Annotated in this window: 19 protein-coding genes; 13 read left to right on the top strand and 6 right to left on the bottom strand. The window is 67.9% G+C overall.

Going from position 1 to position 19,764, the window contains the following annotated elements; translation table 11 throughout:
• Window positions 1-48 precede the first annotated feature (48 nt).
• Window positions 49-528 (top strand): nitroreductase/quinone reductase family protein, encoded by a 480-nt coding sequence (locus tag G3I17_RS16120; protein WP_343238326.1) that lies wholly within the window; start codon window positions 49-51, stop codon window positions 526-528.
• Window positions 529-549: 21 nt separating this feature from the next.
• On the opposite strand, the gene G3I17_RS16115 is transcribed toward G3I17_RS16120, so the two are convergent.
• Window positions 550-1,623, bottom strand: a complete 1,074-nt coding sequence (locus tag G3I17_RS16115) for a PDDEXK nuclease domain-containing protein (RefSeq protein WP_164596904.1) — start codon at window positions 1,621-1,623, stop codon at window positions 550-552.
• Window positions 1,624-1,698: 75 nt separating this feature from the next.
• On the opposite strand from G3I17_RS16115, the gene G3I17_RS16110 reads away from it, so the two are divergent.
• The 5 genes from G3I17_RS16110 (at window position 1,699) to G3I17_RS16090 (ending at window position 6,101) form a co-directional block, all read left to right on the top strand.
• On the top strand, window positions 1,699-2,796 hold the full coding sequence (locus tag G3I17_RS16110) for an adenosine deaminase (RefSeq protein WP_164596902.1): 1,098 nt from the start codon (window positions 1,699-1,701) through the stop codon (window positions 2,794-2,796).
• A 50-nt stretch (window positions 2,797-2,846) separates the two neighbouring features.
• The gene (locus tag G3I17_RS16105) at window positions 2,847-3,359 is read left to right on the top strand and encodes a GNAT family N-acetyltransferase (protein ID WP_164596900.1); all 513 of its coding nucleotides are present in this window, start codon (window positions 2,847-2,849) and stop codon (window positions 3,357-3,359) included.
• Between the two features lie 68 nt (window positions 3,360-3,427).
• Complete coding sequence (locus G3I17_RS16100) at window positions 3,428-4,123, top strand: helix-turn-helix transcriptional regulator (RefSeq protein WP_164596898.1); 696 nt, start codon at window positions 3,428-3,430, stop codon at window positions 4,121-4,123.
• A gap of 161 nt (window positions 4,124-4,284) precedes the next feature.
• A complete protein-coding gene (locus G3I17_RS16095) occupies window positions 4,285-5,280 on the top strand; it encodes an ATP-binding cassette domain-containing protein (RefSeq protein ID WP_164596896.1) in 996 nt (331 codons plus the stop codon).
• Complete coding sequence (locus G3I17_RS16090; RefSeq protein ID WP_164596894.1) at window positions 5,277-6,101, top strand: ABC transporter permease; 825 nt, start codon at window positions 5,277-5,279, stop codon at window positions 6,099-6,101. The genes G3I17_RS16095 and G3I17_RS16090 overlap by 4 nt, the downstream gene beginning before the upstream one ends.
• Window positions 6,102-6,337: 236 nt before the next feature.
• Here G3I17_RS16090 and G3I17_RS16085 read toward each other — a convergent pair whose 3' ends face one another.
• Window positions 6,338-7,291 carry a helix-turn-helix domain-containing protein gene (locus tag G3I17_RS16085; protein WP_164596892.1) on the bottom strand — a complete coding sequence of 318 codons (954 nt, stop codon included), beginning with the start codon at window positions 7,289-7,291 and terminating at the stop codon, window positions 6,338-6,340.
• 83 nt (window positions 7,292-7,374) lie between these two features.
• Here G3I17_RS16085 and G3I17_RS16080 point away from each other — a divergent pair, with 83 nt between their 5' ends.
• Window positions 7,375-7,659: a hypothetical protein gene (locus G3I17_RS16080; protein WP_164596890.1), complete on the top strand. Its 285-nt coding sequence runs from the start codon at window positions 7,375-7,377 to the stop codon at window positions 7,657-7,659.
• Window positions 7,660-7,722: 63 nt separating this feature from the next.
• Here the strand turns inward: G3I17_RS16080 and G3I17_RS16075 are convergent, their stop codons facing one another.
• On the bottom strand, window positions 7,723-8,778 hold the full coding sequence (locus G3I17_RS16075) for a peptidoglycan DD-metalloendopeptidase family protein (protein ID WP_203590283.1): 1,056 nt from the start codon (window positions 8,776-8,778) through the stop codon (window positions 7,723-7,725).
• A 249-nt stretch (window positions 8,779-9,027) separates the two neighbouring features.
• On the opposite strand from G3I17_RS16075, the gene G3I17_RS16070 reads away from it, so the two are divergent.
• A complete protein-coding gene (locus G3I17_RS16070) occupies window positions 9,028-11,247 on the top strand; it encodes a helix-turn-helix domain-containing protein (protein ID WP_164596888.1) in 2,220 nt (739 codons plus the stop codon).
• Between the two features lie 45 nt (window positions 11,248-11,292).
• The gene (locus G3I17_RS16065; protein ID WP_164596886.1) at window positions 11,293-12,114 is read left to right on the top strand and encodes a class I SAM-dependent methyltransferase; all 822 of its coding nucleotides are present in this window, start codon (window positions 11,293-11,295) and stop codon (window positions 12,112-12,114) included.
• A 30-nt stretch (window positions 12,115-12,144) separates the two neighbouring features.
• Here G3I17_RS16065 and G3I17_RS39825 read toward each other — a convergent pair whose 3' ends face one another.
• Window positions 12,145-12,288, bottom strand: coding sequence for a hypothetical protein (locus G3I17_RS39825; RefSeq protein WP_203590282.1), 144 nt, complete (start codon window positions 12,286-12,288; stop codon window positions 12,145-12,147).
• Between the two features lie 80 nt (window positions 12,289-12,368).
• A complete protein-coding gene (locus tag G3I17_RS16060; RefSeq protein ID WP_164596884.1) occupies window positions 12,369-12,899 on the bottom strand; it encodes a CbrC family protein in 531 nt (176 codons plus the stop codon).
• Window positions 12,900-13,031: 132 nt separating this feature from the next.
• Here G3I17_RS16060 and G3I17_RS16055 point away from each other — a divergent pair, with 132 nt between their 5' ends.
• The gene (locus G3I17_RS16055) at window positions 13,032-13,889 is read left to right on the top strand and encodes a DNA-formamidopyrimidine glycosylase family protein (protein WP_164596882.1); all 858 of its coding nucleotides are present in this window, start codon (window positions 13,032-13,034) and stop codon (window positions 13,887-13,889) included.
• A gap of 24 nt (window positions 13,890-13,913) precedes the next feature.
• Here the strand turns inward: G3I17_RS16055 and G3I17_RS16050 are convergent, their stop codons facing one another.
• Window positions 13,914-14,894: a hypothetical protein gene (locus G3I17_RS16050; protein ID WP_164596880.1), complete on the bottom strand. Its 981-nt coding sequence runs from the start codon at window positions 14,892-14,894 to the stop codon at window positions 13,914-13,916.
• Window positions 14,895-15,171: 277 nt separating this feature from the next.
• Here G3I17_RS16050 and G3I17_RS16045 point away from each other — a divergent pair, with 277 nt between their 5' ends.
• The 3 genes from G3I17_RS16045 to G3I17_RS16035 all read left to right on the top strand — a co-directional run bounded on the left by G3I17_RS16045 (window position 15,172) and on the right by G3I17_RS16035 (window position 19,749).
• Complete coding sequence (locus G3I17_RS16045; protein ID WP_164596878.1) at window positions 15,172-15,489, top strand: rhodanese-like domain-containing protein; 318 nt, start codon at window positions 15,172-15,174, stop codon at window positions 15,487-15,489.
• Between the two features lie 138 nt (window positions 15,490-15,627).
• Window positions 15,628-19,083: a phosphodiester glycosidase family protein gene (locus G3I17_RS16040; protein WP_203590281.1), complete on the top strand. Its 3,456-nt coding sequence runs from the start codon at window positions 15,628-15,630 to the stop codon at window positions 19,081-19,083.
• Window positions 19,084-19,119: 36 nt separating this feature from the next.
• Window positions 19,120-19,749: a flavin reductase family protein gene (locus G3I17_RS16035; protein WP_164596876.1), complete on the top strand. Its 630-nt coding sequence runs from the start codon at window positions 19,120-19,122 to the stop codon at window positions 19,747-19,749.
• The last annotated feature ends 15 nt before the right edge of the window (window positions 19,750-19,764 follow it).

Below are 19,764 nucleotides of genomic sequence, written 5' to 3'. Positions count from 1 at the left end.
CCGCGAGTTGCTGTTCACTGATCACAACAGAGAGCACCGCTCTCGCAAATGACGGAGGCGATCCTGATGCAGGAGTACAACGACAAGCGCGTGGTGACCAGCGGCCGGCGTTCGATGCTGGTGATGAACAAGATGGTCGCCGGACTGACCAACCTCGGCGTCAGCCTGATGGGCAGCCGGGTGCTGTCGGTGCAGGGCCGCAAGTCGGGCGAATGGCGCAGCAACCCGGTCAACCTGCTCGTCCTCGACGGCCAGCGCTACCTGGTCGCCCCGCGCGGCCATGTCCAGTGGGTCCGCAACCTTCGCGTCAGCGGCAACGGCACCCTCCGCGTCGGCCGCCGGATCGAGTCCTTCCGCGCCGAGGAGGTCCTCGACGCGGACAAGGCCGACGTCATCCGCCTCTACCTGAAGAAGTGGGCCTGGGAAGTCGGCGCCTTCTTCGGCAAGGACGTCCGCGCCGACTCCCCCGTCGAAACCCTGCTGCAGGTGGCCCCCGGCGTACCGGTCTTCAAGATCCACGCCACCTGAGCCCGACGCCCCCGCACCGGATCACAACTCGTCCGCCCCGGCGGCCAGCTCAGCCTCCAGTACTTCGACACTCGGCAACGCTGACTCGAATTCGGCAGGCAGGGAGCTGTTGATCGCGCTCGTCCACTCGGCCACCCCGATCGGCGCTTTGAATCCTCGGAGCGCGTACTCCGCGACGACTTCCTTCTTGTTCTTGCACAACAGCAGACCGATCGTCGGCTTGTCGCCCTCCTTCGCGAGGATGTCGTCGACAACCGCCGTATAGAGGCCAAGCTGCCCGAGGAAGGCCGCGTTGAACGGCACTGCCTTGAGCTCGACCACCACGTAGCAGCGCAGCTGCAGGTGGTAGAAGAGCAGGTCGCAGAAGAACTCTTCGCCGGCCAGCTCCAGCCGTACCTGCTGCCCCACGAACGCGAAACCCTGACCTAGCTCCAGCAGAAACTTGCCAACGTGCTCGACGAGCTTCTCCTCCAGCTCACGCTCCCGCCAGCCGTCGGTCGAGCCGAGGAAGTCGAAGAGGTACGGATCGCGGGTTGCCTGCTGGGCGAGGTCGGACCGCTCGTCCTCGATTGCGGTGGCGAAGTTGGTCACCGCCTTGCCTGATCGCTGGTGGAATCCGCTCTCGATCTGGAGGGCGAGCACGTCTCGGCTCCACCCGTGTTCGACCGCCGCAGCGGCGTACCAGAGGCGAAGAGAGTCGTCGTCCAACTTCTGCAGTAGCGCCAACTGGTGGTACCAGGGCAATTGTGCAAGCGGCTCTTGCACAATTGACTGGTCGGGCCAGGCGGCGGCGAAAGCGCGCATGTATTTCAGGTTTCGAGGCGAGTAGCCCTTCGCGGCGGGGAACCGTGACTTCAGGTCGGTGGACAGGCGATCGATGACCTTTGAGCCCCAACCTTCAGAGTCCTGGCGGTTCAGGATCTCCCGGCCGATGGCCCAGTAGCTTCTCAGGACCTCGGTATTCGCGGCGGAGACAACACGGCGGTGGCCGGTGGCGACGTGACTGGAGATGCGGTCCAGAAGGTCTGGATACCAGTCGGGGAGGGTTGAGCGGGCAGGGGTGGTGGGGAAGCGGGGAACGGAATCGTTGGACATGCCGACCAGGATCTGCTGAGTGGGCGGCGCGACACGAAGGCCTTTGTGGGGCAGGTTTGGGGCAAGATGGCGGGCATGATTACGCAGGAGGAGTTGAAGGCCGCGCCGAAGGTTTTGTTGCACGACCACCTGGACGGTGGGCTGCGGCCGGAGACGGTGGTGGAACTGGCGGCGGAGGTCGGGCACAAGCTGCCGCGGACCGATGCCGGCGAGCTCGGGCAGTGGTTCGTCGAGTCGGCCGACTCCGGATCGCTGGAGCGGTACCTGGAGACGTTCGACCAGACCGTCGCGGTGATGCAGAATGCCGAGGCGATCAAGCGGGTGGCCAGTGAGTGCGTTCAGGATCTGGCGGCCGACGGGGTCGTGTATGCCGAGATCCGGTACGCGCCGGAGCAGCACCTGACCGCTGGGCTGAGCCTCGAGCAGGTCGTCGATGCCGTCCGCGAGGGGTTCGAGGACGGGATGGCCAGGGCCGAGCGGCCGATCGTGGCGCGGCAGTTGCTGACGGCGATGCGGCACCAGGCGCGGTCGATGGAGATCGCCGAGCTGTCGATCGCCTATCGAGACGGTGGCGTCGTCGGCTTCGACATCGCCGGGGCCGAGGCCGGTTATCCGCCCACCCGGCACCTCGACGCCTTCGAGTACCTGCAGCGCGAGAACGCGCACTTCACCATCCACGCCGGCGAGGCGTTCGGCCTGCCCTCCATCTGGCAGGCGATCCAGTGGTGCGGCGCCGACCGGCTCGGCCACGGCGTCCGGATCATCGACGACATCTCGTACGACGAGAGCGCCGGCCCCGACGGCAAGGTCGAGCTCGGCCGGCTGGCGGCGTACGTGCGCGATCGGCGCATCCCGCTGGAGATGTGCCCGAGCTCCAACCTGCAGACCGGTGCGGCCGACTCGATCGCGCAGCACCCGATCGGGCTGCTCGCGAAGCTGAAGTTCCGCGTCACGGTCAACACCGACAACCGGCTGATGAGCGGTACGTCGATGAGCCGCGAGCTCGCCCTGCTGGCCGACGCGTTCGACTACGGGCTGTCCGACTTCCGCTGGTTCGCGATCAACGCGATGAAGTCCGCCTTCATCCCCTTCGACGAGCGGCTGGCGATCATCGACGGCACCATCAAGCCCTGGTACGCCGAGGCCCTGAAAGATGGCGGTCTGAACGAATAGCGGCCTAAACAAATAGACGCCGGGCCGCCACGAGCAGCAGCATCAGCGCCATGACGCCGAAGCAGATCAGATTCGTGGAGTTGTCCGGTACGACGATGGCCGCGTTGCTCGCCGACGACCTCCCACTGGCCAGCCGGGAGGCCGGCGTCGAGCTGACCGACTTGTTCACCAACGTCGAGTCGAAGTGGTTGTGGAACTACCGGATCGCCCAACTCGAGGACGAGCCCGAAGCCGCCCGCTGGATCGTGCGGGCGGCCGTCTCGGAACCGGAGGGCATAGTGATCGGCCACGGCGGCTTCCACGGCCCACCCGACGAGAACGGCATGGTCGAGGTCGGCTACACCGTCGACGAGCCGTACCGCCGCCAGGGCTACGCGAAAGCGATCCTCACCGCGCTCATCGAGCGAGCCGCCGCCGAGCCCGGCGTACGGATCGTCCGCGCCTCGATCAGTCCGACGAACGCCGCCTCCCTCGCCACCATCGCCGGCTTCGGCTTCCTCGAGGCCGGCGAGCAATGGGACGAGGAAGACGGCCTGGAACTCCTCTTCGAGCGACCGCTCTGATTACTTGACATCGAGTACCCGCGACCTAATACTCGATTTAGAGTACTTGAGATCGAGGAGGTGGTGGCGTGGTCAAGCGCAAGGTGGCCAATCCGTTGGCGTTCGCTGTGCTCGGCAGCCTCGCCGAGCGGCCGATGCATCCGTACGAGATCTCCACGACGCTCAAGACCCGCGGTAAGGACCTGAGCATCAAGCTCAACTACGGGTCGCTCTACTCGGTCGTGGCCGCGCTCGAGAAGAACGGCTACATCGAGGCGGTCGAGACCGTGCGCCTCGGCAATCGCCCGGAGAAGACCGTCTACGCGATCACCGAGGCCGGGCGGGCTGAGTTCCAGGACTGGCTGGCTGAGCTGCTCGGCAGCCCGGAGCGCGAGTTCAGCCAGCTGGAGGCGGGGTTGGCCTACCTGCCGGCGATCTCGCCGGATCGCGTGGTCGAGCTGCTCGACCAGCGGGTACAGAGCCTGCTCGCCGAGGTCGAGCAGCTCGAGACCGCGCACGCCTCGATAGAGACGATGAAGCTCCCCCGGATCTTCTGGGTCGAGTCGGAGTTCCGGCTCGCCCTCGTCCAGGCGGAGATCACCTATGTCCGGGGACTCGTCGAGGCGATCCGCACGGACGACCTGGAGGGATCGGCCTTCTGGCGCAAGGGTTTCGAGATCGTCGAGCAGCTCGGCATCCAGCCGGGCGAGCTGTTCAAGGATCCGGTCAAGTACTTCGGAGAGGAGTTCCCCTGGCAACACCTGATCTCACCGGAGGCCCAGTAGCAGGCACTAATTAGCACGGCCCCCGACCAAGGCGCGGCAACGCCAGGGTCAAGGGCCGCAGTTCCTCGAGTCGATCCCGCAAGCGAGACCTGACACCCAAGGCGCACCGTCAGGATAGCCGGATCGACTCCTCATCACTCATCCTGAGGAGTCGTATCACCATGGCATCACCCCCTGCCCTCGAGGCAGCAGAACTGGTCAAGACCTATCCCGCCGGCCGCAAGAAGCCGCCGCTGCGGGCGCTCGACGGGTTGAGCTTCACCGTCCCGGAGGGCGTGGTACTGGGGTTGCTCGGCCCGAACGGCGCCGGCAAGTCCACCACCGTGAAGATCCTCACCACGCTGTCCCGCGCCGACTCCGGTACTGCGCGGGTAGCCGGCTTCGACGTCGTGAAGCAGCAGGAGGAGGTCCGTCACGCGATCGGCTATGTGCCGCAGAAGTCCAGCTCCGACCCGATGGCGACGGGCGTCGAGAATCTCGTCCTGAGCGGCCGCATCTACGGCCTGTCCAGGCAGGAGTCGGTACGCCGGGCCGCCGAACTCCTGGAGCGCTTCGACCTGCAGGACGCCGGAACCCGCCAGGTCCGGACGTACTCCGGTGGCATGCAGCGCAAGCTGGATGTCGCGCTCGGGCTGGTCCATCGCCCGCGAGTGCTCTTCCTCGACGAGCCGACCACCGGCCTCGACCCGGAAGCCCGCGCGGACCTGTGGAACGAGGTCGAGCGGCTGTCCGGCGCGGAAGGCCTGACCGTCCTGCTGACCACGCACTACCTGGAGGAAGCCGACCGCCTGGCCGGCCAGCTCGCGATCGTCGACCACGGCAAGATCGTTGCCGAAGGCACCCCCGAGGCGCTGAAAGCCGAGCTCCGCGGCGACTCGGTGCAGGTCGAGCTGGTCGATGCTGACACCGACGGCTCTGTCCGCCGGCTGCTCACCGCGCTCCCCGGCATCGGCGAGATCGTTGTCGATGGCAACACTCTCAGAGCGCGGGTCGATCGCGGTGCGACCGCGGTGCCGGCGGTGCTGGGAGCCCTTGAGGAGAAGGCGATTCCGGTCACCGCGGTGACGGTTTCGCGGCCGTCGCTGGATGACGTCTACCTGCAGTACACGGGCCGCTCGTTCAAGTCGGCCGAGAAGGATGAGGAGAGGGCGGCATGAGCGCGCTGACGGTAGAACGAGTCACCACCAACGGGTCGGTCCGCCGGGGTAGCTTCCTCGGTCATACCGGGTTCATCACCGGCCGGTGGCTGCGGGCGCAGTACCGGTCTCCTGCTCTGATCGCCTTCACGCTCGTGCAGCCCGCGATCTGGTTGCTGTTGTTCGGGCAGCTGTTCAAGGGGGTCGTCGCGCTGCCGGGCTTCAGTGATTCGTCGTACATCGCGTTCCTGACCCCGGGCATCGTGATGATGACCGCGCTGATGACGAGCGGCTGGAACGGCACCACCTTCATCGCCGACATGGAGCGCGGCGTGATGGACCGGATGCTGACCTCGCCGGTCCGCCGGGGCGCGCTGATGGCCGGCCAACTGATCAGCAACGGCACCACCACGGTGATCCAGACCATCCTGGTGTTCGCGATCGGGTTCGCGGCCGGCGCCCGGTACGACGGCGGCGTGCTCGGCTACGTCGTCACGATCGTCGTGTCGATGCTCGTCGGCACCGCGTTCGGCTCGCTCTCGAACGCGGTCGCGCTGCTCACCCGTCAGCAGGACGCGCTGATCGGCATCTCCCAGTTCATCTCGCTGCCGCTGACCTTCATGTCCTCGATCATGCTCGACCCGAAACTCGCCCCCCACTGGGTTGGCGTCGCGGCCCGCTTCAACCCCGTCGACTGGGCCGCCATCACCGCCCGCCAAGCCCTCTCAGCCAACCCCGACTGGAACTCAGCCACCCGCCACGGCCTCTACCTCCTAGCCTTCACCCTCCTGGTCGGCTACCTCTCCACCCGAGCCTTCCGCACGTACCAGCGCTCGGTCTGAAGAAGACGGTCGAAGCTGTGCCCTCCGGCAGGCCCGAAGGGCAACCCACCCCCACCTGCGGACACAATCCTCCCCAAACCGGTTAAGCGACTCCCCCTTTTCGGGCTCGGGCGCCGGCCGCTAGCAGGTCTCAGTACCGCTGGCGCGCTACTTCACGCCAGCGGTACAACAACCCGCCAGCCGACCCCGGCCGGACCGCTTTCGCGCCCTCCGCCACGCGTGAGACGCCGAGGAGATCAGCTGGCGGTTTGGAAGGTTCGGCGGTAGTCCTGGGGTGGGACGCCTACTACGCGGCGGAAGTGGTGGCGTAGTAGGGCTGCTGTGCCGAAGCCGGCTTCTGAGGCGATCTGTTCGATGCCTAGTTTTGTCTGCTCCAGCAGGGTTCTGGCGTGGAGGACGCGTTGCGTCGTGACCCATTTGAGTGGGGTTGTGCCGGTTTCGGCGACGAAGCGGCGGGCGAAGGTGCGGTCGGACATCTGCGCGCGCCGGGCGAGCTCGGGCACGGTGTGCTCGATCATCAGGTTGTCGACCATCCAGTCGAGCACCGGCTGCAGGCTCTCCCCGGACGATTCAGGCACCGGTACTTCGACGTACTGGCGCTGGCCGCCGTCTCGCTGCGGCGGGACGACCATGCGGCGGGCGATGCGGGTCGCCACCGCGCTGCCGAGCTCGCGGCGGACGAGGTGCAGGCAGGCGTCGATGCCGGCGGCCGTACCGGCGCTGGTGATGATGTCGCCGTCGTCGACGAAGAGCACGTCAGCGTCGAGCTTGGCCAGGGGGAACTGCTCGCGGAACTTGTCCGCATAGCGCCAGTGCGTCGCGCAGCAGCGTCCATCGAGCAGCCCGGCCATCCCGAGCACGAAGGCGCCCGAGCAGACCGTCAGCAGGATCGCGCCGCGCTCATGTGCCTTGCGCAGCGCGTCCAGGATGCGTTCGTCGTACTCACCGCGCCAGGTGGTCGCCGGCAGCGCGACCAGGTCGGCGTCCTCCAGCTCCTCCAGCCCGTACGGCGCGATCACGGCCGAGTGACTGCTCGTACACATCGGCACGCCCGGGGTGGTCGAGCACACCTTGAAGTCGAACGCCGGTACGCCGTCGTCGGTCCGGTCGATCCCGAACACCTCCGACAGCACGCCGAACTCGAACAGAGCGACGTCCTCCATCAGGACAACAGCGATCTTCCGCAGCATGCGAGCCAGTATGGCAGAAATTTGTGCAGGACTGTCAATAGTGCCAATTGTGGCTGGATCTAGTTGGTAGCATGATTACTGCCATGACCGGAATCATCGTCCTCGCAGTACTCGCGCTGGTAGTCATCGCGGCTCTCGAAGGCAGCAACAGGCGGAACGCCACCGGGCTCGGACACGGGCCCGCAGGTAGCTGGGTTGCCGACGACCGCGATCTCGCCAGGTCCAAGCTCGACCTGCTCGCCCTCGGTGGCGCGGCAGAGCCGTTCTCCCACAAACCGATCGCCAACGCCGGCAGCGTCGTCAGCATCCGCCGCGCCCGGGCCTTCATGAACGAACACAGCACGCACCACGGCCGCCACGCGGCCTGATGCGCAGACAGCAATGGCCCGGAGAGACTCCTCTCCCCGGGCCATTCGTCTGTTCAGCCGGTACTACGGGCAGGTGCCGTTCACCGGAGTCGCCAGCCCGGTCCACATGAACGCGTCGGTGACCCAGGTCCCGTCGCTCAACCGGTTCCACAGGCTGGTGGTTCCCCAGCGGCCCGTGTGCGAGGTGCCGTTCTTCGAGCAGGAGACGTTCACCGTCGTGCCGTCGGCGACGCTGCCCGCCAGGGCGTAGTTGGTGCCCGGCCCGGTCCGCTTGTTGACGGTAGTACCGCCGAACGAGTCGATGATCCCCTGCGTGAAGCCCAGCGCTCCGTAGTTGTAGAGCAGCTGACCCGGGCTGCGCAGGGTGCTCCCGTGCAGTGCGGTGCCGTTGTACGCCGACGCCGCGTTCTGGAACACCCAGCCGCCGGCGTTGTGCCCGGCGATCCCGACGTACGCGCTGTTCTGCCGCAGCGCGAAGTGCACGTGGTTGCCGCTGGCCGACCCGCCGCACGACACATCCGTGCCGATGTTGCCGAGGAACGTGCCCTCGCTGACGGCCAGTCCGTTCGCCGCGATGTTGTTGAACAGGTGGTAGTAGTCCGTCGCGTAACCGCGGTCGTGGATGACCCGGATCCAGCCCCGTCCGTTGCCGCACATCGTGTACGCCGTACCTCCGCGCGCCGCGAGCACCTGACCGTTGCCGCCGGCCAGATCCACTGAGCTGTACGGCGTATCGGTGCCGGCCCAGCCGTGCGGGCCACCCGGCATGCTCCAGGAGGCGCCGGTCGCGAACGGCAGCCGCATGCCGGTCCGGAAGTCGCCACCGGCGGCCTGCGGAGCGAACGACTGCCCGAAGAGCTGCTTCTCCTTCGCCGAGACCACCGGTGAGGCAGCGGTCAGGTCGTTGAAGGCACGCTCGCCCTCGAGCCCGACCTGCCACTTCCCGTCGACCAGCCGAGCCGCGAACAGCCAGCCCTCGGGGTGCGTGTCCTGACCCGTCGGGGTGAGCGCGACGGTGGTACCGAAGACCGAGCCGGTACCGGCGCCGCGGGTCACGTTGACCTGGATACCGGCCGTCTTGGCCTTACCGGACTTCGCGCCGTTGACTTTGGCGGTCACCGCTTGCTGAAGATCTGGCTGCGGTTGAGGTGCTGCGCCTGCAGCCGTGGCGGGAACTGCCAGAACTCCGGCGAACAGGCCAGAACCGAGCACAACTGCCCAGCGCCCGCGCGAGTTGAACGTCATAACAAGCCTCCTGATGGGACGGAACAGGGTTGGTGGCTCGAAGCTATCGATCGGTCACGGAGCGTCGGTTATGTTGTGGGTTGGATGCCGTCCAGAGACTGTCCATCGGGGTGAGGTGAGGCAATGGACAGCTCCGCCCTGGCGACGCTCGGCGCTGCCATGTTGCGCTACCGGTTGGCCCGCGGCCTGTCGCTGCGGCAGCTCGCCGCGCGGCTCGGCATGCAAGGACATGGCGGGTTGTCCGACTACGAAAAGGGCCGCCGCCTCGCGCCGGCGGATCTGATCGAGCGCTACGAGGAGCAGCTCCGGATCACCGACGGAGAGCTGCGCGCACTCCGCGCGGCGGCGCTGGCCGAACGCGCAAGTGAGAAAGGCGACCAACAGCCACGACCGCCCGCGTTCGCGATAGCCGAGCTGCCGGCGGCGCCCGCAGACTTTCAAGGTCGTAGTGCCGAGGTGGCGAGTGTGCTGGGTGCTGCTGCTGACTGCTTGGCCGGGAGTGGGCCGATCACGGTGGTAGTCGCAGGACAGCCCGGAGCCGGCAAGACGACGCTTGCTGTTCGTGCGGCCACGCATGCTTTCGCCCTGGGCCTGCGCGATGCCCAGTTCTTCGTGGAGCTCGGCTCGGCTGCTCCCGAGGTGGTGCTGCATCGCTTGCTGCGTGCGCTCGGCGTGCCGGACGTGCAGTTGCCGCCCGACGTGGATGGCGCGGCGGCGATGTTCAGGTCGCGGCTCGCTGGCCGTCGGTGCGTGCTGGTGCTGGATAACGCGCGCGATGAGGCACAAGTACGCGCCCTGCTGCCGGGTCCTGGCCCTGTACTGGTTGTTGTCACCAGTCGTCAGCGGCTGACGGGTCTGGCCGGGGCAAGGCGAGTGGAGCTTGCTGAGTTGGCGGAGGACGATGCGCGGGCGTTGCTGACGGACATAGTCGGTGCTGGTCGCGCTGCTGCCGAGCCTGCAGCTGTCGCCGAGGTTGTAGCCGCGTGCGGACGACTGCCGTTGGCAGTGCGGATCGCTGGCAATCGCTTGGCCTGTTGGCCCGACTGGTCGATCGCACACCTCGCTGAGCTGCTCAGAGACGAGCAGAGTCGGCTAGGGCGGCTCACAGCGGGCGACCTGGCCGTGCGGAGCGCCTTCGCCTTGTCCTACAGGGAGATGTCGCCAACGGCGGGGCGGCTGTTCCGACGGCTCGTGCTCGCGCCGGGGGCCGACTTCGAAGTACAGGCGGCTACCGCTCTGCTGGGTGAGCCGGCTGAGGGTGCATTGGAGGCGTTGGCTGGTGCGAGTCTCATCGGGCTCGCCGCGGCGCCGGGGCGTTACCGCCTGCATGACCTGCTCAGGCTCTATGCGTCCGAGCTCCTGCAGGAGGAGGGGCAACGGGATAAGGCCGAGAAGGCCTTGTTTGATTGGCTTTTCGGCCAGGCGCGGTGGGCGGCGGCCGCACTTGCCCCGGAGTCGTCGGACTACCCCGGTGGCCGCTCTGCCGCGTTGGCCTGGCTCGACGCCGAGGCGGGTGCACTGCTGGGCGCAGTACGGCGTACTGGCGAGCGTGTTGACGGAGAGCTCGATCCGTTGCTGAGTGATCTTACCCAGCGCATCCCCTGGTACTACGACCTGCGCTGCCGGTGGTCCGACATGGTGGAGGTCGCCAACCACGCTCGGGTCGTCGCCGACCGATCAGGTGATCTGGCAGCGCGCGCCTTCGCCCACAGCATGCTCGGACTCGGGCAACTCGGCCAGCACCACTACCGCGCAGCCCTGGCCTCCTGCGAACTCGGCCTGGCCGACGCCCGAGCAGCAGGACTCGCCGCCGAGGAGGCAGAGCTCTTCGGCCGGCTGGGACTCGCCTACGAAGGCCTCGGCCGGTACTCCGAAGCAGAGGCTCGCCATGCCGACCACGCCGAGCAGTGCCGGGTCCTGGGCGACCAGTGGGGCGAGGCGGCGGCCATAGGCAGGCGGTCTCACGCGCTGCGCATGCTCGGCAAACACAGCGAGGCTGCCGCCTGCCTGCGCCTGGCCCTGAAGATGCGCTCCGACCTGGGCGACGAGCGAGGAGTGGCCATGGCTGAGTACCGCTTCAGCGCTCTCCGCAACGACCAGGGCAACTACGAAGAGGCCTTCCAACGGGGGCGCCGAGCCCTGTCCGCCTTCAAGTCCCACGACGACCAGTGGGGCACCGCAGTAGTCCACTACGAACTTGGCCGGTCCCTTGCCGGCCTCGGTCGGCTCCGCGAGGCAACGGCGGCGTACAGGACCGCAGTACAGGGCCTGGACCAAGTAGGAGAGTGGCAGCGTCTGGCTGAGGCATCGGCAGCGCTAGCCGACGCACAAGCGAGGGCCTAGAAAAGCGCAGGCGTGAGTCGTGGGTGCTGTGCCAGAGTCGGGGGCATGGACGACTACCGCACGGTGAACCGGGCCAGCTGGGACGAGCGGGTCTCGGCGCACGCCGCGTCTCCCGACTACATGCTGGACAAGTTCGCGGACCCCGAGTACCTGAGCCAGGTCGTGCAGTTCGACCTACCGCGGCTGGGTGACATCGCCGGGTTGCGTGGCGTGCACCTGCAGTGCCACATCGGGACCGACACGGTGTCGCTCGCGCGGCTCGGCGCCCGGATGAGCGGGCTGGACTTCTCCGGCCCGGCGATCGAGCAGGCGCAGAAGTTCGCCGACGGGCTCGGGCACGAGGTCGACTTCCACCAGGCCGACGTGTACGACGCGGTCGAGGTGCTCGGCGAGGCGCAGTACGACCTGGTCTTCACCGGGATCGGCGCGATCGGCTGGCTGCCGAGCATCGAGCGCTGGGCCGCCGTCGTGGCGGGGTTGCTGAAGCCCGGTGGGCGGCTGTTCATCCGCGAAGGGCACCCGATGCTGTGGTCGCTCGGGGTCTCCAAGACGAGTGGCGAGATCGTGCTCGACGCCCCGTACTTCGAGACCGAGGCGCCGCAGGTCTGGGACGAGGGCGGCACCTACGTCGAGACCGACGTCGAGTTCAGCCACAACACCACCCACGAGTGGAACCACGGGCTCGGGGAGATCTTCATGGCGCTGAAGAAGGCCGACCTCGAAGTGACCGACCTGGAGGAGCACGACAGCGCTCCCTGGATGCCGCTGGAGGGGCACATGACGCGCGACGAGCAGGGCGAGTGGCGCCTCACGGATCAACCGGAGCGTCTCCCCGCCACCTACACCCTGCAAGCACGCCGCGTCTGACAACTGTCAGACGGGTGTTTCAGAAGGTGCCTAGTGACCGCTCCGGCGCTGCTGCACCTTCTGGAACATTTCCTTGGCCTTGCGCTGGTTCTCCGGCTTGCTGAGCTCGCGCTGCGCTACCTGCAGCAGCTTGGCGACCACAGCGCCCTTGACCAGTGACTTGACGAAACCCATCGGGGGCCTCCTTCTCTACTTCCTACGACGGTAGCGGTACCCACAACCATTCCCCATGGGTGATCCCCCGTAGTGGTCCCTCAGACGTGGTCGCTGTAGGCCAGGTGGGTGCCGCAGTGCAGGCAACGGAACAGGTAGCCGGTCGCCTCGCCCGTCGCGGACAGGGCCCGCGTGTAGTCGTCGCGCTTCCCCAACCCATAGCTGGCCATGCCTTGCTGGACCATCTCCAGCGCCTCCGGGATGGCCAGCAACTCCTCGTAGCCGACCTTGCCCAGGTATGCCGCCGCGTCGGCGCAGTGGAACATCCAGTGCTCCTGCTGCCAGCCGCTGAACCCAGGAGTCCGGGTGAGCACCTCGGTCAGGACCGGTCGCGGTACGTCGTCGGAGACGGTCGGCACGTCGGTGAACTCGGCCTCGAAGAGCGTCGCCGCGGAGCCGTCCGCGATGCACCACAGACAGAGCTCCTCGACCACCTCCTCGGCGCTGTAGACCGGCCCGGTGTAGATGAATCCCCGGTGCCGGCCGCAGCAGCGGCAGGGGGCATCGCTGGTGATCACCTCGCCGGTGCCCACCGGATCGGGGTGGTAGCGAAAGGTCGGTACGTCGGTCACACCAAGACCCTGGCGGACCGGAGTACCGGGTGCAAGTCACCGGCCCCACTCCTCGTCTTCCCGGTGTCCCCGCTCCTCGTCTTCCTTCCTTTCTTCCCTTGTACTGGACGTGGTGTAGGGCACACTTGGGAGGTGCCCGAGTTGCCGGAGGTTGAGTCGCTGGCGGGGTTCCTGCGGGAACGCGCCGTCGAGCGGGCGTTCGTGCGCGCTGACATCACCGCGATCAGCGCGCTGAAGACCTACGACCCGCCGATCTCGTCGCTGGTGGGCCTGCTGATCGACGACGTGCAGCGGCACGGCAAGTTCATCGACATCTCCGCGCAGGGGATCCACCTGATCATCCACCTGGCCCGGGCGGGCTGGCTGCGCTGGCGCGAGGAGCAGTCCACCGGACTGGTCCGCCCCGGCAAGGGGCCGATCGCCTGCCGGGTGGTGCTCGACGACGGCTCCGGCTTCGACCTGACCGAGGCGGGCACCCAGAAGAAGCTCGCCGTGTACGTCGTCCGCGACCCCGCCGAGGTGCCGGGCATCGCCAAGCTCGGGCCGGATCCGTTCACGCTGACCACCGAGGAGTTCGGCGACATCCTCAAGGCGGCGGGCCGGGTCCAGCTCAAGGGCGTCCTGCGCAGCCAGTCGGTGATCGCCGGGATCGGCAACGCCTACTCCGACGAGATCCTGCACGTGGCGAGGATGAGCCCGTTCAAACCGGCGTCGAACCTCTCCGTCGACGAGCTCCAGCAGCTCTACGACGCGATGCAGGAGACCCTGCGCGACGCGGTCACCCGCTCGGCCGGCCTCGCAGTACAGGACCTGAAGTCGGAGAAGAAGAGCGGAATGCGCGTGCACGGCCGCAAGGGCCAGAAGTGCCCGGTCTGCGGTGACATCGTCCGCGAGGTCAGCTTCGCCGACTCCTCCCTGCAGTACTGCGCCACCTGCCAGACAGGCGGCAAGCCGTTGGCCGACCGCCGCCTGTCCAAACTGCTCAAGTAGCTCAGGTGCAACTGCTCAGGTAAGTCAGGTCATCTGGTTGAACATGTCCAGGACCTCGGAGTTGAACGGTGTGGCCAGCAGGACCTGTGGGCCACTGGTGGTTCGCCGCGACGTCGCGGCGAAGATGTAGCCGAGGTTCTGGTCGATCCGGTCCTTGAGCCATGGGCCGCCGCTCGCGCCGCCGTTCATGTTGCAGCCGAGGGCCGCGTCGGTCGAGCCCCAGGCGGAGGTGGTGCCGTCGCAGTAGTACGGCACCTCACCGTTGAACGGCGCTTCGGCGGGCCAGCCCCAGATCCGGGTGTTGCCCTGGTTGCGGCTGTTGTTGATGGCCAGACCGTTGCCGCCGACGGCGTCGATCAGGTTCCGGCCGTTGCGCTGCCAGACCGTGAAGAAGGCCTGGTCGTAGCTGAAGTTGCTGTTGTTGATCCACGCGTTGAAGGTGCGGACGGTGCTCCAGTTCCACAACCCGGCACCGGACTGGCCGTTGTAGTAGGACGGCGCGAAGACGATGTTCGAGTGCCAGTTGCCACCCTGACCGCCGTGCACGCAGTGGCCGGCGGTGACGACCAGGTTCTTGTGGCTGTTGTTGACCGCGGCGGCCGAGCAGACGTAGTTGAGGCCGTTGTACGAGAAGAAGACCTTGCCCGCGGTGCTCGGGACCGGGTCGTTCAGGGGGGTCCGGCCCAGCGGCGCGACCGGGTGGGAGGCGATGCTCGGCGGTCCGGTCCGCGGCGAAGGCTCTTGTTTCGCAGGGGTTTTGGCATCACCCGGCAGGTCGGCCGGGATGGCGTTCCGCATCTTCTCAGTGGTCCAGTAGCCGGTCTCCTCCAGCGCGCCGGCGGGCGTCTTGGATGGCAGAGCAGGCGCCTGTACTGCGGACGTCGCGGCCGGCCCGTCGGTGGGTGTGGCGGCGATCGCCGGCGCGGTCGCGGCGGTGCTGGCGAGTAGGAGGCCGGCGACGACCAGCCTCAGTGATCGTTTTCCGGGCAGCACGAAATTGCGCATGGTGGCTCCTCATTCGGGGCGGAACAGAGTCACTGCGTGATCACTGACAGTAGAGGGGAAACGTTCCCAAAGAGCAAGCACCAACCGCAGATCCGACCCACCGCCAGCCACCCGCCCCGCGACGTTCGAGGGGTTAACCCCTCGGAGTGTGGGTTGCCCGGCCAGAGACTCAGGGGGCAACCAACACCCTCGGGGGTTAACCCCCGAGACGTGTCGCGCCGGCCGATCTGCGGACCAGGGGGCGCGCCGACCGGCGGGGGCTGCGATGATCAGGGGCATGACTCCGGAGATTCCCGCAGTGGTGGTTGCCGACGTCGATGACGCGCTGCTCGCCGAGGCGTTCGTGCTCGACGTCCGCGAGCCGGACGAGTGGGCCCGCGGGCACATCGAGAACGCGGTGCACATCCCGCTCGGCCAGCTGCAGGAGCGCGTCGGCGAGGTGCCGCTGGGCCAGAAGGTGCTCTGCGTCTGCGCGGTCGGCGGCCGGTCCTCGATGGCGACCCAGTTCCTGGCGTCCCAGGGTCGCGACGCGATCAACCTGGACGGCGGGATGACCGCCTGGGAAGGCGCCGGGCGCCCGGTCTCCGTCGACTGATTCAGGCAATAATCTTCCGGTAGCCGATCAAAGACGTTACTTTGTCACCGATCGGTTGACCGGCGTACACCTGCGCCTCACACGGCGGTAGGTCGCACGGCGTCGGATGGCCGCGTCCGCCCACGCCGAGGAGGCCCTGTGTCCAGCGCTGTGTCCAGGCATGTCCCGCTCCGCCGTACCGCGATCAGTGTCGTGCTGGGCGGCCTCCTCGCCGGCTCCGCGCTGAGCCCCGCTGCTGCCGCGCCCGGGCTCGACTTTCTGCAGACGCCGATCGAGGCGCAGCGGCACTCGTCCAGCGGCTCCGATCTCGCTGATGTGGCGATCGCGCCGGCGGGCGAGGGGCTGGTGACGAGCCGACAGGACAGTCCGGTCGCGCCGGGCGTCAACTACACCGCGTTCGAGCGGCTCGACGCCCGCGGCTGGTTGCGCGGTGACATCCTCGTCGCCGATCTCAACCAGCACGGCGTGACCGTCGACTACGTGAACACCGGCAAGGTCTCGGGTGGTCAGCCGCTCAGCCAGCAGCTCGCGCGCAAGGGCGCGATCGCCGGCGTCAACGGCGACTTCTTCGACATCAACGACACCACCGCGCCGCTCGGCGTCGGCATCGAGCGCAGCGGTACGGGCGGTCGGCTGGTCAACGCACCCGCGGCCGGCCACAACGACACCGCCGTGATCGGCAAGGACGGCCTCGGCCGGATCGCCCAGGTCTTCCTGCAGGGGACCGCGACCGACGACGACGCCACCAAGCTCGACCTGACCAACCTCAACTCGCCCGGCGTCAACGCGGGAGGCATCGGCCTCTACACGCCCGAGTGGGGTGACACGTCCCGGACCAGAACCGTCGACGGCGTGGCGTCGGTCCGCGAGGTGCTCCTCCGCGACGGCGTAGTCGTCGCCTCGACCACCACCCCCGGTACTACGCCGCTGACCGCCAACGAGCTGGCGCTGATCGGCCGCGATACCGGTGCCGCCGCGCTCGCCGCGTTCGAGCCCGGCGACAAGGTCGACGTCCAGTACGGCCCGCGCGCCGACGCGATCGACGCTGCCGTCGCGATCAGCGGCAACGTGCAACTGGCGCACGACGGTAAGGTGCCCGACGGCGTACCGGATGCCGACCTCGCACCGCGGACCGCCGTCGGCTTCACCGAGAACGGTCGCCGGATGGTGCTGCTCACGGTCGACGGCCGGGCGACCGGCTCGCGCGGCTTGTCGTTGAAGGAGATGGGCCAGCTGATGGTCGGCCTCGGCGCCGACGACGTGCTCAACCTCGACGGTGGCGGCTCTTCCACGATGCTCGCGCGGTCGCCCGGCCAGGTCGCACCCGAGGTCGTCAACGACCCGTCCGATGGTGGCGAGCGACTGGTGCCGAACGGCCTGGGACTCCTTTCCGCCAAGGGATCCGGCAAGCTCAAGGGCTTCCAGCTCGAAGCAGCCGGTACTGCGGCCGAGGACGCCGACGCCGATGTCTCCAAGAGCTCCCGCGTCCTCACCGGCCTCAGCCGCGTTCTGACCGCTCGTGGCCACGACGAGACCTACGCACCCGCCGCCGGTACGCCGTACTGGTCGGTCGGCAGCAATGCCGCAGTCAACAACCAGGGGATCGTCACAGGACGCCGTGCAGGCGACCTGGTCGTCACGGCCTCGAAGGGATCGGCCCGCGGCCGGTTCCCGATGACAGTCCTCGGTACGCCGATCCGCCTGGCGCCCTCGACCCGTCAGGTGTCGTTGCCTGGCGCAACGGCCAAGGGCTTCTTCACCGTCAACGGCTATGACGCCGACGGCTTCTCCACCTGGGTGGAGCCGCGTGACGTCAAGCTCAGCTACGACGGCGCGCTCGTCACGGTGGTTGCGCGTGGCAACGGATTCGACGTGACGGCGGCCGGCGCCGATGCCGTCTCGACGGTCGTCACGGCGAAGGTGGGAGCGCTGACAGCCCAGCTCAGTGTCACCGCGGGGCTGACCAGCCAGATCGTCGATGAGGTCGACGACCCGGCTCACTGGCAGGCCAACGCAGTACCGGCCGGTGCCGCGACGGCATTGCGATCGGTTGCCGAGGGCCACGATGGTGGTCAGGCGATCGCGCTCGACTACTCGTTGACGGGCAGCACGGCCACGCGGGCGGCGTACCTGTCGCAGACTCCGCAGCAGACCCTGCCCGGGCAGCCGCAGAAGCTCGGGGCCTGGGTGTACGGCGACGGCAAGGGCGCCTGGTTGCGCGCGAACGCGTACGACGGCGCGGGCGGCTCGGCGCAGACGCTCAACCTCGCGGCGGCGGTCGACTGGACCGGCTGGAAGTACGTCGAGGCGGACATCCCGCCGGGGCTGACGATGCCGCTGCGGTTCTGGCGGATCTACGTGGTCGAGACGGTACCGACCCGGCAGTACTCCGGCCGGATCGTGATCGACGACCTGACCGTGCGCGGCGCTCCGCCGGTGACGGTCGCGCCGCCGGCCAAGGTGATCGACCCGATGGTGGTCACCGACGGTACGGCGACCGGCGGCGGGCGCTGGAGGTTCGCGGTGATGTCGGACGCGCAGTTCACCGCCGACGACCCGAACTCGGACTTCGTGAAGCAAGCCCGCCGGACGATCCGCGAGGCGCTCGCTCAGAACCCGGACTTCCTGGTGATCAACGGCGACTTCGTCGACCGCGGGTTCGCTCAGGACATCGCGCTGGCGAAGAAGATCATCGACGAGGAGGTCGCCGGCAAGGTGCCGGTGCACTACGTGCCGGGCAACCACGAGAGCTACGGCCCTGGTGACCTTTCCGAGTGGACGAAGGTGTTCGGCGCTCCGACCAGCACGTTCGACCACAAGGGCACGCGATTCATCCTGCGCGACTCCTCGCTCGGGTCGCTGCGGGCGGGCGGGTTCGCGCAGATCCTCGACCTCAGGCAGCAGCTGGACGACGCCCGGTCGAACCGGTCCATCCGCAACGTGGTGGTGATGGCGCACCACCCGATCGACGACCCGTCGCCGACGCAGAACTCGCAGCTCGGCGATCGCAAGGAGGCCGAGCTGCTGGTTCGCTGGCTCGCGGACTTCCGCGCATCGACGGGCAAGGGTGCTGCGTACATGGCAGCGCACGCCGGTACCTTCGCAGCGACTCGGACCGATGGGGTACTGCTCCCGCTGACCGGCAACTCGGGCAAGGGGCCGGCGGCTGCCCCTGACGCCGGTGGCTTCACCGGGTGGGCGCTGGTCGGCATTGACCCGTCGGCGAAGGAGGCGGCTGCTGGCGAGCGGCACTGGTCAGCACCCGAGCGCTCGTGGTTCCAGGTCGAGCTGCGGGCGCATGTTGATGCACTGGAGCTGTCGGCGCCGGTATCGGTCAAGATGGGCAAGACTGCGGCGGTGGCGGCGACCGTCGTACAGGAGAACCGGCGAGTGCCGGTGTCGTTCCCGGTGTCGGCCGACTGGTCCGGGTCGTCCTTGCTGCACCTCGGACCGATCCGTACTGCGCCCTTCTGGGCCGTGGCCTCCTACGACCCGGCTACCGGCACCCTCACCGGCCTACGCCCAGGCACTGTCCAGCTAGGAGTCACCGTCAACGGCACCAGCAAGAGCGCCAGCGTCCGCATCGACTGGTAGCCCTCACACGATCGGCATCGCCGGCGTTCAACGCGCATGAAGCGAATCGTCGAACCCAAGGTCCTGTACTTCGGCACGCCGGTGGTGCTGATCAGTTCGCGGAACCCGGACGGGAGCACCAACCTCGCGCCGATGTCCTCGGCGTGGTGGTTGCACTACTCCGCGATGCTCGGGATGGCCGCGGGCTCGCAGACCGTGCGGAACCTGCAGGAGCGGCCGGAGTGCATCCTCAATCTGGTCGAGCCGGCGATGCTCGCCGGGCTCGACCGGATCGCGCTGCTGACCGGATCCGAGCAGATGTCCGATGCCAAGCGGGCGCGCGGCTACCGCCACGAGCCGGACAAGTTCGCGGTGGCGGGGTGGACCAGGACGCCGGGCAGCCTGGTGGACGTGGACGCCGTCGAGGAGAGCCCGATCAACCTCGAAGGGCGGATCGAGGCGATCCATACCGTCGGCGGTCCCGGCTCCACGCTGCGGTCGCTGGAGATGTCGATCCAGCGCGTCCACGTGCGCGAGGACCTGCTGATGCACGACGACCGCTACATCGACCCGCTGCGCTGGGACCCGCTGATCATGAAGTTCACCGAGTACTTCGCCGGTGGCGCACCGGCGTACGAGTCGTCCCTTGCCCGCGGCTGGCAGATGCCGGCCCTACAACTGAGGTGAGCTAGCGTCGAGTGC

This window comes from Streptomyces sp. SID13031 (assembly GCF_010548305.1).
Taxonomy (GTDB): Bacteria; Actinomycetota; Actinomycetes; order Propionibacteriales; family Kribbellaceae; genus Kribbella.
This window is presented reverse-complemented; position numbering and strand designations above follow the sequence as displayed.

Coding starts and splice junctions, on each gene's coding strand:
- G3I17_RS16090 (WP_164596894.1), top strand. CDS start 5,277: ATGAGCGCGCTGACGGTAGAACGAGTCACCACCAACGGGTCGGTCCGC.
- G3I17_RS16070 (WP_164596888.1), top strand. CDS start 9,028: ATGGACAGCTCCGCCCTGGCGACGCTCGGCGCTGCCATGTTGCGCTAC.
- G3I17_RS16115 (WP_164596904.1), bottom strand. CDS start 1,623: ATGTCCAACGATTCCGTTCCCCGCTTCCCCACCACCCCTGCCCGCTCA.
- G3I17_RS16065 (WP_164596886.1), top strand. CDS start 11,293: ATGGACGACTACCGCACGGTGAACCGGGCCAGCTGGGACGAGCGGGTC.
- G3I17_RS16105 (WP_164596900.1), top strand. CDS start 2,847: ATGACGCCGAAGCAGATCAGATTCGTGGAGTTGTCCGGTACGACGATG.
- G3I17_RS16110 (WP_164596902.1), top strand. CDS start 1,699: ATGATTACGCAGGAGGAGTTGAAGGCCGCGCCGAAGGTTTTGTTGCAC.
- G3I17_RS16120 (WP_343238326.1), top strand. CDS start 49: ATGACGGAGGCGATCCTGATGCAGGAGTACAACGACAAGCGCGTGGTG.
- G3I17_RS16095 (WP_164596896.1), top strand. CDS start 4,285: ATGGCATCACCCCCTGCCCTCGAGGCAGCAGAACTGGTCAAGACCTAT.
- G3I17_RS16050 (WP_164596880.1), bottom strand. CDS start 14,894: ATGCGCAATTTCGTGCTGCCCGGAAAACGATCACTGAGGCTGGTCGTC.
- G3I17_RS16035 (WP_164596876.1), top strand. CDS start 19,120: ATGAAGCGAATCGTCGAACCCAAGGTCCTGTACTTCGGCACGCCGGTG.
- G3I17_RS16045 (WP_164596878.1), top strand. CDS start 15,172: ATGACTCCGGAGATTCCCGCAGTGGTGGTTGCCGACGTCGATGACGCG.
- G3I17_RS39825 (WP_203590282.1), bottom strand. CDS start 12,288: ATGGGTTTCGTCAAGTCACTGGTCAAGGGCGCTGTGGTCGCCAAGCTG.
- G3I17_RS16085 (WP_164596892.1), bottom strand. CDS start 7,291: ATGCTGCGGAAGATCGCTGTTGTCCTGATGGAGGACGTCGCTCTGTTC.
- G3I17_RS16080 (WP_164596890.1), top strand. CDS start 7,375: ATGACCGGAATCATCGTCCTCGCAGTACTCGCGCTGGTAGTCATCGCG.